This window comes from Streptomyces sp. NBC_01707 (assembly GCF_041438805.1).
GTDB lineage: Bacteria > Actinomycetota > Actinomycetes > Streptomycetales > Streptomycetaceae > Streptomyces.
On sequence record NZ_CP109190.1, the window covers coordinates 6194725 to 6208793 of the forward strand.

12 protein-coding genes are annotated in these 14069 nt (G+C 70.3%); 11 read left to right on the top strand and 1 reads right to left on the bottom strand.

Going from position 1 to position 14069, the window contains the following annotated elements:
• Positions 1–53 precede the first annotated feature (53 nt).
• The gene (locus OG963_RS27820; RefSeq protein ID WP_003968811.1) at positions 54–335 is read left to right on the top strand and encodes an HU family DNA-binding protein; all 282 of its coding nucleotides are present in this window, start codon (positions 54–56) and stop codon (positions 333–335) included.
• Positions 336–571: 236 nt separating this feature from the next.
• Here OG963_RS27820 and murA read toward each other — a convergent pair whose 3' ends face one another.
• Complete coding sequence (gene murA / locus OG963_RS27825) at positions 572–1912, bottom strand: UDP-N-acetylglucosamine 1-carboxyvinyltransferase (RefSeq protein ID WP_030922987.1); 1341 nt, start codon at positions 1910–1912, stop codon at positions 572–574.
• 277 nt (positions 1913–2189) lie between these two features.
• Here murA and OG963_RS27830 point away from each other — a divergent pair, with 277 nt between their 5' ends.
• The 10 genes from OG963_RS27830 to OG963_RS27875 all read left to right on the top strand — a co-directional run bounded on the left by OG963_RS27830 (position 2190) and on the right by OG963_RS27875 (position 13790).
• Positions 2190–2750 carry a YqgE/AlgH family protein gene (locus tag OG963_RS27830; protein ID WP_030922989.1) on the top strand — a complete coding sequence of 187 codons (561 nt, stop codon included), beginning with the start codon at positions 2190–2192 and terminating at the stop codon, positions 2748–2750.
• Between the two features lie 29 nt (positions 2751–2779).
• The gene (locus OG963_RS27835; RefSeq protein WP_063756076.1) at positions 2780–3073 is read left to right on the top strand and encodes a DUF3039 domain-containing protein; all 294 of its coding nucleotides are present in this window, start codon (positions 2780–2782) and stop codon (positions 3071–3073) included.
• A 229-nt stretch (positions 3074–3302) separates the two neighbouring features.
• Positions 3303–4607: an extracellular solute-binding protein gene (locus OG963_RS27840; protein WP_093776755.1), complete on the top strand. Its 1305-nt coding sequence runs from the start codon at positions 3303–3305 to the stop codon at positions 4605–4607.
• A 2-nt stretch (positions 4608–4609) separates the two neighbouring features.
• Positions 4610–5572 carry a carbohydrate ABC transporter permease gene (locus tag OG963_RS27845; protein ID WP_093776757.1) on the top strand — a complete coding sequence of 321 codons (963 nt, stop codon included), beginning with the start codon at positions 4610–4612 and terminating at the stop codon, positions 5570–5572.
• Positions 5569–6408 carry a carbohydrate ABC transporter permease gene (locus OG963_RS27850; RefSeq protein WP_030922997.1) on the top strand — a complete coding sequence of 280 codons (840 nt, stop codon included), beginning with the start codon at positions 5569–5571 and terminating at the stop codon, positions 6406–6408. Before OG963_RS27845 ends, OG963_RS27850 begins: the two co-directional genes overlap by 4 nt.
• Before the next feature lie 4 nt (positions 6409–6412).
• Positions 6413–8047, top strand: coding sequence for a beta-N-acetylhexosaminidase (locus OG963_RS27855; protein ID WP_093776759.1), 1635 nt, complete (start codon positions 6413–6415; stop codon positions 8045–8047).
• A 295-nt stretch (positions 8048–8342) separates the two neighbouring features.
• The gene (locus tag OG963_RS27860) at positions 8343–9239 is read left to right on the top strand and encodes a xanthine dehydrogenase family protein subunit M (protein WP_030971135.1); all 897 of its coding nucleotides are present in this window, start codon (positions 8343–8345) and stop codon (positions 9237–9239) included.
• Entirely contained in the window at positions 9236–10831 is a 1596-nt protein-coding gene (locus tag OG963_RS27865; RefSeq protein WP_371799571.1) for a 2Fe-2S iron-sulfur cluster-binding protein, read from the top strand. Before OG963_RS27860 ends, OG963_RS27865 begins: the two co-directional genes overlap by 4 nt.
• Positions 10828–13164, top strand: a complete 2337-nt coding sequence (locus tag OG963_RS27870; protein WP_093776763.1) for a xanthine dehydrogenase family protein molybdopterin-binding subunit — start codon at positions 10828–10830, stop codon at positions 13162–13164. Before OG963_RS27865 ends, OG963_RS27870 begins: the two co-directional genes overlap by 4 nt.
• A 101-nt stretch (positions 13165–13265) precedes the next feature.
• Complete coding sequence (locus tag OG963_RS27875) at positions 13266–13790, top strand: hypothetical protein (RefSeq protein WP_319739572.1); 525 nt, start codon at positions 13266–13268, stop codon at positions 13788–13790.
• Positions 13791–14069: the final 279 nt, after the last annotated feature.

Below are 14069 nucleotides of genomic sequence, written 5' to 3' on the forward strand. Positions count from 1 at the left end.
GCATCGGCTTCGATCTCACGCCTCACAGGCAAGAAGAACACGGGAGTAACAACATGAACCGCAGTGAGCTGGTGGCCGCCCTGGCCGACCGTGCCGAGGTGACCCGCAAGGACGCCGACGCCGTGCTGGCCGCGCTCGCCGAGACCGTCGGTGAGATCGTCGCCAAGGGCGACGAGAAGGTCACCATCCCCGGCTTCCTGACCTTCGAGCGCACTCACCGTGCCGCTCGCACCGCTCGTAACCCGCAGACCGGCGACCCGATCAACATCCCGGCCGGCTACAGCGTGAAGGTCTCCGCGGGCTCGAAGCTCAAGGAAGCCGCCAAGGGCAAGTAAGCCCCGTAGGCACGACGGAGGGCGGTCACCCCGACCAGGGTGACCGCCCTCCGGCGCGTTCGGGCCGCAGAATCCGCTGGAAGGCCGCTCTGAGCCTCTGCGAGGCCACTGCCGGGCCGTAGCGAGGTTCCGGCGACGAAAGGCCGTGTGCGCGGGCCTCGCAGGCGAACGAGAAGCGGGGGCCCGGGGCAGTGCCCCGAACCCCCGCGTCGGACCTGGCCGTCGGGCGCCCGCCCTCAGACCAGTGACCCGCCCGGCAGCTCCACCTTCGCGCCCAGCTTCTCCAGCTTGTCCATGAAGTTCTCGTAGCCACGGTTGATCAGGTCGATGCCGTGCACCCGGGACGTGCCCTGCGCCGCCAGCGCGGCGATCAGGTACGAGAACCCGCCGCGCAGGTCCGGGATGACCAGATCCGCGCCCTGCAGCTTCGTCGGCCCGGACACGACCGCCGAGTGCAGGAAGTTCCGCTGGCCGAAGCGGCAGTCGGAGCCGCCCAGGCACTCGCGGTAGAGCTGGATGTGCGCCCCCATCTGGTTGAGCGCGGACGTGAAGCCGAGCCGGGACTCGTACACCGTCTCGTGGACGATGGACAGGCCCGCGGCCTGCGTCAGCGCCACCACCAGCGGCTGCTGCCAGTCGGTCTGGAAGCCGGGGTGCACGTCCGTCTCCAGGGCGATGGCGTTCAGCGCGCCGCCCGGGTGCCAGAAGCGGATGCCCTCGTCGTCGATCTCGAAGGCGCCGCCGACCCGGCGGAACGTGTTCAGGAACGTCATCATCGAGCGCTGCTGCGCGCCGCGCACGTAGATGTTGCCCTCGGTCGCCAGCGCCGCGGACGCCCAGGAGGCCGCCTCCAGGCGGTCCGGGATCGCCCGGTGCGTGTAACCGTCGAGCCGGTCGACACCGGTGATCCGGATCGTCCGGTCGGTGTCCATCGAGATGATCGCGCCCATCTTCTGCAGCACGCAGATGAGGTCCTCGATCTCCGGCTCCACGGCCGCGTTGGACAGCTCGGTGACACCCTCGGCGAGCACCGCCGTCAGCAGCACCTGCTCGGTGGAGCCCACCGACGGGTACGGCAGCCGGATCTTCGTACCGCGCAGCCGCTGAGGGGCCTCCAGGTACTGGCCGTCCGCCCGCTTCTCGATCGTCGCGCCGAACTGCCGCAGGACGTCGAAGTGGAAGTCGATCGGACGTCCGCCGATGTCACAGCCGCCGAGTCCCGGAATGAACGCGTGGCCCAGGCGGTGCAGCAGCGGGCCGCAGAAGAGGATCGGGATGCGCGACGAGCCCGCGTGGGCATCGATGTCGGCGACGTTCGCGCTCTCGACATGGGTGGGGTCCAGGATCAGCTCACCCGGTTCGTCACCGGGGCGGACCGTCACCCCGTGCAGCTGCAGCAGGCCCCGCACGACCCGCACATCGCGGATGTCGGGCACATTGCGCAGCCGGCTGGGCCCGCTGCCGAGCAGCGCGGCGACCATCGCCTTCGGCACCAGGTTCTTGGCGCCTCGGACGCGGATCTCGCCCTCCAGCGGGGTTCCGCCGTGGACAAGCAGGACATCGTCTGTGCCGGTCATGAATCTCGCGTTCCGGAGTGGTCGGGCAGGGGGCCAACCGAAAGGGTAATGGGCAGGCACCCCCCTTCCATAAGGCTACGGGGGATGTACGAACGTCATGAATCCGCTATAACACGTTCTGCTTGCCGAGCCTTGCGGAGGGTCACCGTCCGCAAGTGCCTGCCGGACCGTGCGCTCTCCGTGCACCCGTGCGCCCTGAGCTGCGCTCGGGCCCCCTTCGGCGCCCGGCGTACCACTTGGTCCCCATGGAGGGCGAAGATGCGGGATCATTTCTGCCATGACCGAGGTGTCCTCGCTCACAGGGCGGCTGCTCGTGGCCACACCCGCCCTGGCGGACCCGAACTTCGACCGCGCGGTGGTGCTGCTCCTCGACCACGACGAGGAGGGCTCGCTCGGTGTGGTCCTGAACCGCCCGACCCCGGTCGGTGTCGGTGACATCCTCGTGTCCTGGGCCGATCTGACCGCCGAGCCGGACGTGGTCTTCCAGGGCGGCCCCGTCTCGCTCGACTCCGCGCTCGGCGTCGCGGTGATCCCCGGCGACGAGGGGCCGCTCGGCTGGCGGCGGGTGTACGGGGCGATCGGCCTGGTGGACCTGGAGGCGCCCCCGGAGCTGCTGGCCGCGGCGCTCGGCTCGCTGCGGATCTTCGCCGGATACGCGGGCTGGGGACCCGGACAGCTGGAGACGGAGCTGACCGAGGGGGCCTGGTACGTGGTGGAGTCCGAGCCCGGAGACGTCTCCTCGCCGCATCCGGAACAGCTGTGGCGGGCGGTCCTGCGCCGTCAGCGCAGCGAGCTCGCCATGATCGCCACGTATCCGGACGACCCTTCGCTCAACTGAAGGCCGACCCTTTCAGTACCCTGGCTGTTATGAGCACTCTTGAGCCCGAGCGCGGGGCAGGTACGGGGACCCTCGTAGAGCCGACGCCGCAGGTGTCGAGCGGCGACGGCGACCACGAGCGCTACGCCCATTACGTCCAGAAGGACAAGATCATGGCGAGTGCCCTGGAGGGCACCCCCGTGGTCGCACTGTGCGGGAAGGTCTGGGTACCGGGGCGCGACCCCAAGAAGTATCCGGTCTGTCCCATGTGCAAGGAGATCTACGAGTCCATGGGCGCCGGTGGCGACAAGGACAAGGGCAAGGGCGGCAAGGACAAGAAGTAGTCCGTCCCCGACCGTTCGGGCCGAGGCCCCCGGGAGCACGCTGACGCGTGCTCCCGGGGGCCTTTTCGTATGCCCTTTCGTAGGCCCTGGGACGTTTGCCCGTATCGCTCGGTCACAGATTGGTTGAGACCACTTGTCGACGTCCGTGACCGCTCCTACTCTCCTGCCAGTTGTACAGAACGAAACGCTCGTTGCATATGTTGCAACACTCAATCGGTAGGGGTTCCGGATGAAGCTTTCCGCCCGAATTGCCGCCCCGGCCGCGGCGCTTGTGCTGGCCGGCCTGACCGCCACCGCCTGCGCGCCGCAGACGTCCGACACCGGCGCCAAGGGGGACGAAAAGACCGGGACGCTGCGCGTATGGCTGTTCCAGGAGGTCGGCAACAAGCCCAAGGAGCAGGTCGTCGACGCGGCGGTGGCCGACTTCGAGAAGACCCACAAGGGTGCGAAGGCGGAGATCGAGTACATCCCCGTCGACACCCGCGCCCAGCGCATCAAGGCCGCCTTCAACGATCCCAAGAGCGCGCCGGACCTCATCGAGTACGGCAACACGGACACGGCCGGTTACGTCAAGGACGGCGGACTTGCCGATGTGAGCAAGGAGTTCGCGGCCTGGGACGAGGCCAAGGACACCGACCCGACCGCGAAGCAGTCGGTGACGGTCGGCGGCAAGGTGTACGGGGCGCCGCTCTTCGTCGGCGTACGCGCGCTGTACTACCGCACCGACATCTTCAAGGACCTGGGCATCGAACCGCCCGAGTCGCAGGCCGAACTCGTCTCCACCGCCAAGAAGATCCACAAGAAGAAGCCGGAGCTGTACGGCCTCGCCGTCGGTGGCGCGTACACGTACGGCGCGATGCCGTTCATCTGGGCGAACGGCGGCGAACTCGCCGACGAGAGCGGTGGCACGTACAAGGCGGCCATCAACAGCGACCGGGCCCGCAAGGGCATCGAGGCGTACACCTCGCTCTTCGGCGACAGCAACTGCCCGGCCGCCAAGTGCGCCGCGATGGGCGGCAATGCGACGGTCACCGCCTTCGCCTCCGGCAAGGCGGCCATGGCGATCGGCGGCGACTTCAGCCACGCGGCCGTCGAGGCGGGCTCGGTGAAGGGCAAGTACGCGGTGGTTCCGCTGCCCGGCGCGTCCGAAGGGTCGATCGCCCCCGCGTTCGCGGGCGGGAACAACATCGGTGTACTGAAGAGCAGTTCGCACCGCACCCTGGCCGTGGACCTGATGAAGTCGCTGACCGGCAAGCAGACCCAGGAGAAGCTGTTCGACGCGATGGGCTTCCTGCCGACGTACACCGATGTGCGGGCCACGGTCGCGCAGAAGGAGCCGTTCGTCGAACCGTTCGTCAAGACGCTGGGCGCGGGTGCCAAGTTCGTCCCGGCCTCGCCGGGCTGGGGCCAGATCGACTCCTCGCTGATCCTGCCGACGATGTTCCAGGAGATCGTCAGCGGCCGTAAGGACGTGGCACAGGCCTCGGACGACGCGGCGAAGAAGATGGACGCGGCGTTCGCCGACGCGGGCTGACGATGACGGCGGACACTACGGCGTACAAGGCTCCTGCGGCGACCGGGACGGGCAGCACGCCCCGGCGCCGCCTCTCCCGCGGACCGGCACGCCGCCCCGGCTGGACCCCCTGGCTCTACCTGCTGCCCGCGCTCGTCCTCCTCGGCGGGCTCCTCCTCTACCCGATCTACCAGCTCGGCCTGATCTCGTTCCTGGAGTACACCCAGGCCCAGGTCAGCGGCGGTGAACCGACCACCTTCCAGGGGCTCGGGAACTACGCGACGCTCTTCGGCGACAGCCAGTTCTGGCAGGTGCTCCTCGCGACCGTCGTCTTCGCCGCGGCCTGTGTGCTCGCCACCCTGCTGGTCGGCTGCGCGCTCGCCGTCCTGCTGACGCGCGTACGGGCCCTGCCCCGGCTCGCGCTGATGCTGGCGGCGCTCGGCGCCTGGGCGACGCCCGCGATCACCGGCTCCACCGTCTGGATGTTCCTTTTCGACCCGGACTTCGGACCGGTCAACAGGGTGCTGGGGCTGGGCGACTTCTCCTGGACGTACGGGCGCTACAGCGCCTTCGCCCTGGTGCTCCTCGAAGTGCTCTGGTGCTCGTTCCCGTTCGTGATGGTGACGGTGTACGCGGGCATCCGGGCGATCCCCGCCGAGGTGTTGGAGGCGGCCGCGCTGGACGGCGCCTCGCAGTGGCGGATCTGGCGGTCGGTCATGGCACCGATGCTCCGGCCGATCCTCGTCGTCGTCACCATCCAGTCGATCATCTGGGACTTCAAGGTCTTCACGCAGATCTATGTGATGACGGGCGGCGGCGGCATCGCGGGCCAGAACCTGGTGCTCAACGTGTACGCGTACCAGAAGGCGTTCGCGTCCTCGCAGTACAGCCTGGGTTCGGCGATCGGGGTCGTGATGCTGGTGATCCTGCTGGCCGTCACGCTGGTCTATCTGCGCCTGGTACGGCGCCAGGGGGAGGAACTGTGAGCGTGCTGCGCATCCGTCGTCCGGGCAGGCTGGCCGCCGAGGCCGCCGCACTCCTGATCGCCGCCGCGGTTGCCTTCCCGTTGTACTGGATGGTGCTCTCCGCACTCAAGCCGGCGGGTGAGATCCAGTCCACCGACCCCCGTCCGTGGACGCTGTCACCGTCCCTGGACTCCTTCCGCCGGGTCCTCGAACAGCACGATTTCGGCCGCTACTTCCTCAACAGCCTGATCGTCGCCGGCACGGTCGTCGTAGCGTCCGCGCTGGTCGCCTTTCTGGCGGCGACGGCGGTGACCCGCTTCCGCTTCCGGTTCCGCACCACCCTGCTGATCATGTTCCTCATCGCGCAGATGGTGCCGGTGGAGGCGCTGACCATCCCGCTGTTCTTCCTGATGCGGGACTTCGGCCAGCTCAACACGCTCGGTTCGCTGATCCTGCCGCACCTCGCCTTCTCGCTGCCGTTCGCGATCTGGATGCTGCGCGGCTTCGTCAAGGCCGTCCCGGACGCACTGGAGGAGGCCGCCTACATCGACGGCGCGAGCCGCACCCGCTTCCTGTGGCAGATCCTCTTCCCCCTGGTCCTCCCGGGGCTCGTGGCGACCAGCGTCTTCTCGTTCATCTCGACCTGGAACGACTTCCTGTTCGCCAAGTCCTTTCTCATCAGCGACACCTCGCAGTCGACGCTTCCGATGGCGCTGCTGGTGTTCTTCAAACCGGACGAGAACGACTGGGGAGGGATCATGGCAGCCTCGACGGTGATGACCGTCCCCGTGCTGGTCTTCTTCGTACTCGTACAGCGACGCCTGGTCTCGGGACTGGGCGGAGCGGTTAAGGACTGACGTCATGGACATGGAACTGATCCCGGCACCGGTGAGCGTCGGCGACCAGGGACGGCGCGGCTTCCTGATGGACCGGGCCACGACCATCACCGGGCAGGACGGCACCGAGTCCACCGAGCGCTGGCTCCGCTCCACGCTCGGGGCCGCCTTCGGACTGTCGCTCCCACCGGGCGCCGAGGGCAAGGACAACACCGTCCTGCTGCGCATCGACCCGGCCCTGGAGCCCGAGGGCTACCGGCTGTCCACCGGGACCGGTCAGAGCGTCGTGATCACCGGTGGCAGCCCCGCCGGGGTCTTCTGGGGCGCCCAGACCCTCCGGCAACTCCTGGGACCGGAAGCCTTCCGCCGGGCACCCGTCTCCGACGGCGTTCCCGCACGCGTTCCGTCCACCGACATCGAGGACCGGCCCCGCTTCTCCTGGCGCGGCATGATGCTCGACGTCTCACGGCACTTCCTGCCCAAGGACGACGTCCTGCGCTACCTCGACCTCCTCGCCGCCCACAAGTTGAACGTCTTCCACTTCCACCTCACCGACGACCAGGGCTGGCGCGTGGAGATCAAGCGCTACCCGAAGCTCACCGAGGTCGGCTCCTGGCGCTCCCGTACCAAGCACGGGCACCGGGCCTCGGAGCTGTGGGACGAGACCCCGTACGGCGGCCACTACACCCAGGACGACATCCGCGAGATCGTCGCGTACGCCGCCGAGCGGCACATCCGCGTCGTCCCCGAGATCGACATCCCGGGCCACTCGCAGGCCGCCATCAGCGCATACCCGGAACTGGGCAACACCGACGTCATCGACACCACCACCCTCTCCGTGTGGGACACCTGGGGCGTCAGTCCGAACGTACTCGCGCCCACCGACAACACGCTGCGCTTCTTCGAAGGCGTCTTCGAGGAGCTCCTCGACCTCTTCCCGGCCGCCACCTCGCCGTTCATCCACATCGGCGGGGACGAATGCCTCAAGGACCAGTGGAAGGAGTCCCCGACCGCCCAGGCCCGCATCGGGGAGCTCGGCCTGGCCGACGAGGACGAGCTGCAATCCTGGTTCATCCGGCATTTCGACCGATGGCTCACCGCGCGCGGCCGTCGCCTCATCGGCTGGGACGAGATCCTCGAAGGCGGCCTCCCGGACGGCGCGGCCGTGTCGTCGTGGCGCGGGTACGCGGGCGGTATCGCCGCAGCCGAAGCCGGGCACGACGTCGTGATGTGCCCGGAGCAGCAGGTGTATTTGGACCACCGTCAGGACGGCGGCCCCGACGAACCGATGCCCATCGGGTACGTCCGCACCCTCGAGGACGTCTTTCGCTTCGACCCCGTACCGCCTGGCCTGACCGAGGAGGCGGCCGGTCACATCCTCGGCACCCAGGCCAACGTGTGGACCGAGGTCATGCAGAACCGGTCCCGCGTCGACTACCAGGTCTTTCCGCGGCTCGTGGCCTTCGCCGAGGTCGCCTGGTCGGCACTGCCCGCACCTGCCGACCGGGACTTCGCCGATTTCGAACGGCGAATGACGGCGCACTACGCCCGACTTGACGCGCTCGGCGTCGAGTACCGCCCGCCGGGCGGCCCGTTGCCGTGGCAGCGACGCCCCGGCGTTCTCGGACGCCCGATCGAGGGGGCGCCCCCGAACGTGTGAGCCCGGCCGCAGTGCGGGTCCGGCCACCACGGTTCCTGGGAACGTGGTGGCCGGCAAGCGTCCACCGCACGAACGGAACAAGTCGTACAACCATGGCTGAAGAGTTCCAATTCACACTCTGCGCCCAAGAGGTGCGAAACGGGACCATCTTCCAGGTAGGGGACGGATGCACCCTTCGCGGACCCTCGCGTCGGTCCGATCGGAAGATGTGCCAGAGTTGCCACGTCCGGCCTTCGAGCACGTACCGTACGGCGAAACAAGCCGGACGCCGGGACACCGGGAAGGGGCAGCTGGGTTGACCACGCACGCACCGCAGGCGGCGCAGTCCGTGACGCTGCCCGCTTCGCTCGACGAGGCCGTGGCGGCGCTCGGCGCCATGCCCGCCGCCGTTCCTGTCGCCGGTGGCACGGACTTGATGTCGGCCGTCAACAAGGGGCTCCTGCGTCCCTCCGGGCTGGTCGGCCTCGGCCGGATCAGTGAGCTCCGCGGCTGGCACTACCAGGACGGTCACGCCCTGCTCGGCGCCGGCCTCACGCACGCCCGTATGGGGCGGCCCGACTTCGCCGCCCTGATCCCCGCCCTGGCCGCGTCCGCGCGCGCCGCGGGCCCGCCCCAGATCCGTAACGCCGGGACGCTCGGCGGCAACATCGCCACCGCCGCCCCGACCGGCGACGCCCTGCCGGTGCTCGCCGCCCTGGAGGCCGAGCTCGTCATCGCGGGCCCCGGCGGCGCCCGCCGCGAGATCCCCGTCTCGCACCTGCTGGCCGGCCGCGAGATGCTCGAGCCGGCGGAGCTGATCGGCTTCGTCCGCGTACCGCTGCTGCACGCCCCGCAGGTCTTCCTGAAGGCGACCGGCCGCACCGGCCCCGGCCGCGCCACTGCATCCGTCGCGATCGTCCTCGACCCGGCCCGGCGCGGGGTGCGCTGTGCGGTCGGCGCCATAGCGCCGATGCCGCTGCGCCCGCTGGAGGCCGAGCGGTGGATCGCCTCGCTGATCGACTGGGACGGTGAACGGGGCCTGGCACCCGACGCGCTGGCCGCGTTCGGCGAGTACGTCGCGGCGGCGTGCATCCCGGACCAGGCACCGCCCGCCGACGGGGGCGAGGCGCCACCGCTGCCGCCTGCCGTACTGCATCTGCGGCGCACGGTCGCCGCGCTCGCCCGACGCGCGCTGGGGAGGGCACTGTCGTGAGCAACAGCAACAACCACGAGGACCACAACGAGCAGCACGGGGGCTGGCAGCCGACCCCGCAGGGCGGCGAGTACGACTCCGAGGCCACCGCCTTCGTCCACCTGCCGCCGGAGGACCTGGCGAGCGCGCCGCTGGCTGCCCCCGGCCATGGCTACGTACCGCCGATGATCCTGCCGCTGACCCCTGCGGCCGGGCTCGACCCGGCGGCGACGGGCAGCTGGGTGGTCCAGACGCGGGGCCTGCCGGACGGCGGGGCGGAGCAGCAGGCGCAGGGCGAGGTGCACTGGCCGGATCCGAACCAGCAGCACGGGTACCCGCAGCACGAGCAGCACTCCCCGGGCGAGCAGTACCCGCAGCACGTGCAGCACTCCGCGGACGAGCAGTACCCGCAGCACGAGCAGCACTCAGCGGGCGAGCAGTACGCCCAGCACGAGCAGCACGGTGAGCCGTCGGCCGCGACCGGCCAGTGGGACTTCACCGAGGCGACGCCAGCGGAGTCCCTCGGCCACACCGGCCAGTGGACGATCCCGGTCGCCGAGGGCGAGCTCCCGGACGAGTCCGGTGAGTTCACGACCTCGGCACTGGCCTCCCAGTGGTACGCGGACCGGACACCGCCGGCCACGCTGCCGGGCGGCGCGCCCGCTCCGTGGGCGACGCAGCCGGAACCGGCCCCGGAGGCCGCCGAGACGGCCGTGGGGACGCCGGCGCACGGTGTGGACGTCTCGCAGGTGCCTGCCCCGGAGTCCACGCGCGTCCACGTGCAGCGCGACGCGGACGCCGAGCCGCCGACCGAGCCGGCCGCCGACCCGACGGCGGACCTCGCGCCGGACGCGAGCCCGGACCTGGGCCCCGACCTCTCCACGGACCTGGTCCCCGGCGTCGAGACCGACACCGACACGCCCGCCGCCGCACTCGCTGCGGAGGAGGTCCCGGCCGACGCACCGGCCCTCGACCCGCAGCCCCTCGACACATGGAGCGAGCACCCTGCCGCCTCCTACGTCCTGCACGTGAACGGCGCCGACCGCCCGGTCACCGACGCCTGGATCGGCGAGTCGCTGCTCTACGTGCTGCGCGAGCGGCTCGGCCTCGCGGGCGCCAAGGACGGCTGCTCGCAGGGCGAGTGCGGCGCCTGCAACGTCCAGGTCGACGGACGGCTCGTCGCCTCCTGCCTGGTCCCCGCGGCCACGGCTGCGGGCAGCGAGGTCCGTACGGTCGAGGGCCTGGCCGTCGACGGCGAGCCGTCCGACGTCCAGCGGGCCCTGGCCAACTGTGGAGCCGTCCAGTGCGGCTTCTGCATCCCCGGCATGGCCATGACCGTCCATGACCTGCTGGAGGGCAACCACGCCCCCAGCGAGCTGGAGACCCGCCAGGCGCTCTGCGGCAACCTGTGCCGATGCTCCGGCTACCGCGGCGTGCTCGACGCCGTGAGCGAGGTCATCGCGGGCCGTGAGGCCAGCGCCGAAGCCGCCGCCGTGCCCGGCCCCACGTCCTCGTCCGCGGAAGCGCACGCCGACGGGGCGCGCATCCCGCACCAGGCAGCCCCGGGTGCCGGTAGTGTCCAGCCACATCTGCAGGACGGAGGCATGGCGTGAGCAACGACGCAGCCACCGCGGCCAACGCGACCCGTACGACGCTCACCACCCCGCCGGTCGACAGCCCCGACACCGAGCCGCCCGTGTTCGGCATCGGCGCCTCGCTGCCGCCCGCCGACGCCCGTGCCAAGACCGAGGGCACCTTCCCGTACGCGGCCGACCTCTGGGCCGAGGGACTGCTGTGGGCGGCGGTGCTGCGTTCCCCGCACCCGCACGCCCGAATCCTGTCCATCGACACCAGCGCCGCGGCCGAGATGCCGGGCGTACGCACGGTCGTCACGCACGAGGACGTCCCCGGCGACGGTGCGTACGGCCGCCGTGTGGTCGACCGCCCGGTCTTCGCGTCCGAACTGGTCCGCCACCACGGCGAGCCGATCGCCGCGGTCGCCGCCGACCACCCCGACACGGCCCGCCTCGCGGCGGCGGCGATCGTCGTCGAGTACGAGATCCTCGAACCGGTCACCGACCCGGAGAAGGCCTTCGAGGCCGAGCCCCTGCACCCCGACGGCAACCTGATCCGTCACATCCCGCTGCGCTACGGCGACCCGGACATCGCGGGCGAGGTCATCGTCGAGGGCCTGTACCGCATCGGCCGACAGGACCCGGCGCCGATCGGTGCCGAGGCCGGACTCGCGGTGCCCCGCCCGGACGGCGGCGTGGAGATCTACACCGCATCCACCGACCCGCACACCGACCGCGACCTCGCCGCCGCCTGCTTCGGTCTGGAACCGGACCGGGTGAAGATCGTCGTCACCGGTGTCCCCGGCGCGACCGGCGACCGCGAGGACCCGGGCTTCCAACTGCCGCTCGGCCTGCTCGCCCTGCGCACCGGCTGCCCGGTCAAACTGGCCGCCACCCGCGAGGAGTCCTTCCTCGGACACGCCCACCGCCACCCGACGCTGCTCCGCTACCGCCACCACGCGGACGCGGAAGGCCGACTGGTGAAGGTGGAGGCGCAGATCCTCCTCGACGCGGGCGCGTACGCCGACGCCTCGTCCGAGTCCCTGGCCGCAGCGGTGGCCTTCGCCTGCGGTCCGTACGTCGTTCCGCACGCCTTCATCGAAGGCTGGGCGGTCCGTACGAACAACCCGCCGTCCGGCCATGTGCGCGGCGAGGGCGCGATGCAGGTCTGCGCCGCGTACGAGGGGCAGATGGACAAACTGGCGGCGAAGCTGGGCATCGAACCTGCCGAACTCCGCCTGCGCAACTCCCTCTCGACCGGCGACATCCTGCCCACCGGCCAGACCGTCACGTGCCCCGCCCCGGTCGCGGAACTCCTGCGAGCGGTACGGGACTTCCCGCTCCCCACCCTCCCGAAGGACTCTCCCGAGGACGACTGGCTGCTGCCGGGCGGCCCGGAGGGCGCGGGCGAGCCGGGCGCGGTGCGCCGCGGCGTCGGCTACGCGCTGGGCATGGTCCACATGCTCGGCGCCGAGGGGGCGGACGAGGTCTCCACGGCCACGGTCAAGGTCCACGACGGCGTCGCCACGGTCATCTGCGCGGCGGTCGAAACCGGCCAGGGTTTCTCGACCCTGGCCCGCCAGGTGGTCCAGGAGACCCTGGGCATCGAGGAGGTCCACGTCGCCTCGGTCGACACCGACCAGCCCCCGGCCGGCCCCGCCACGCACGGCCGCCACACCTGGGTCTCCGCCGGGGCCGTCGAACGGGCCGCCAAGATGGTCCGTACCCAGCTCCTCCAGCCGCTGGCCCACAAGTTCGGCATGTCCACGGAGTTGCTCCAGATCGCCAACGGCAAGATCACGTCGTACGACGGAGTGCTGTCCACGACGGTCACAGAAGCGATGGACGGCAAAGAGCTCTGGGCCACCGCCCAGTGCCGCCCCCACCCCACCGAGCCACTCGACGAGTCCGGCCAGGGCGACGCGTTCGTCGGCCTCGCCTTCTGCGCGGTCCGTGCGGTCGTGGACGTCGACATCGAACTCGGCTCGATCCGTGTGGTGGAGATGGCCGTCGCCCAGGATGTCGGCCGGGTCCTCAACCCGTCCCAGCTGGCGACCCGTATCGAAGCCGGCATCACTCAGGGCATCGGCACGGCACTGACCGAGAACCTCCGCACGGCCCGCGGTCTGATCCGCCACCCCGACCTAACGGGTTACGCATTGCCGACAGCGCTTGACGCGCCGGACATTCGCATCGTGAAACTCGTCGAGGAACGCGACGTGGTGGCCCCCTTCGGCGCGAAGCCCGCCTCGGCGGTCCCGGTGGTGACGTCCCCGGCAGCTGTGGCCGCGGCAGTTCGCGCGGCGACCGGTCGCCCGATAAACCGCCTCCCGATCCGACCGCAGGCGGCTGTGGCGGCGGTCAACTCCTGACCGATTTGCGTTGCACATGCAACACGGAGATGCACGCTGTCGCCGCTGCTGACTACAGTGATCCCCAAAGCTGAAGACAGCTGCATACGGGGGAGGGTGCTGTGCTGCCGAGTGACGCCGGAGGATCGGCGGAAACACCGGGCGGTCCGTTCGGGTCGGTTGCCGGTTTCGCGCAGAACGCGGTCGGTGAACTGGTCACCGAGCTTTCGTCGTTCACGAAGTTCCGCGACCGGATCGACGAACTCCTGCGTGACCTCAGGGCATCGCCGGCCGGACCGAAGAAGGTGGGCGAAGAGCCCATGGTCCGCACCCAGTTCGGCGGTGGTCACAACGGCTGGGCCGAAGCGGCCGACCTGTTCCTCTCGTACCGGACGGTCATCACGCAGCTCGAGTCGCTGTCGAAGCTGCTGTCGGACTCGATAGAGGGCATGGGCATCGCGGTGCTCGCGTCCCACAAGGGCTACGAGAACCTCGACGTGGACATACGGCGCCGCATGCTCGCGATCAACGACAACGCGCAGGAGCACTACGGGGGTTCGTACGATCCCGGGGCGCCGGCCAAGCAGCGTGCGGACCAGGGGGCGGCGGCGAAGCCGACGCCCGGCGAGTCCACCGGGACCATCTGACCGATGAAAACGACGATCAGCGGCTTGGCACGGGCATAGACGGGGGCACGAGATGGACCATGGGGAGAGCGGCTCGGGCACGCCGTTCGAGAGCATGTCCCACGAGGAGATGCTGGCATGGCTGGACCAGGCCAACAGCGGGGCGATACAGGGCGCGGCCGACCGACTGGTGAGCGCGGCTGCAGAGATCCGCAAGATCGCGGAAGACCTGAAGGTGCGCCCGCAGTGGGTCGAATGGAAGGGCGAGGGCGCCGACGCGTTCCGCACCTGGAGCGCGGA

Excerpts from the sequence above, each read along its gene's own strand:
- OG963_RS27835 (WP_063756076.1), top strand. The coding sequence starts at position 2,780 with ATGAGCACTCTTGAGCCCGAGCGCGGGGCAGGTACGGGGACCCTCGTA.
- OG963_RS27855 (WP_093776759.1), top strand. The coding sequence starts at position 6,413 with ATGGACATGGAACTGATCCCGGCACCGGTGAGCGTCGGCGACCAGGGA.
- OG963_RS27830 (WP_030922989.1), top strand. The coding sequence starts at position 2,190 with ATGACCGAGGTGTCCTCGCTCACAGGGCGGCTGCTCGTGGCCACACCC.
- murA (WP_030922987.1), bottom strand. The coding sequence starts at position 1,912 with ATGACCGGCACAGACGATGTCCTGCTTGTCCACGGCGGAACCCCGCTG.
- OG963_RS27840 (WP_093776755.1), top strand. The coding sequence starts at position 3,303 with ATGAAGCTTTCCGCCCGAATTGCCGCCCCGGCCGCGGCGCTTGTGCTG.
- OG963_RS27845 (WP_093776757.1), top strand. The coding sequence starts at position 4,610 with ATGACGGCGGACACTACGGCGTACAAGGCTCCTGCGGCGACCGGGACG.
- OG963_RS27820 (WP_003968811.1), top strand. The coding sequence starts at position 54 with ATGAACCGCAGTGAGCTGGTGGCCGCCCTGGCCGACCGTGCCGAGGTG.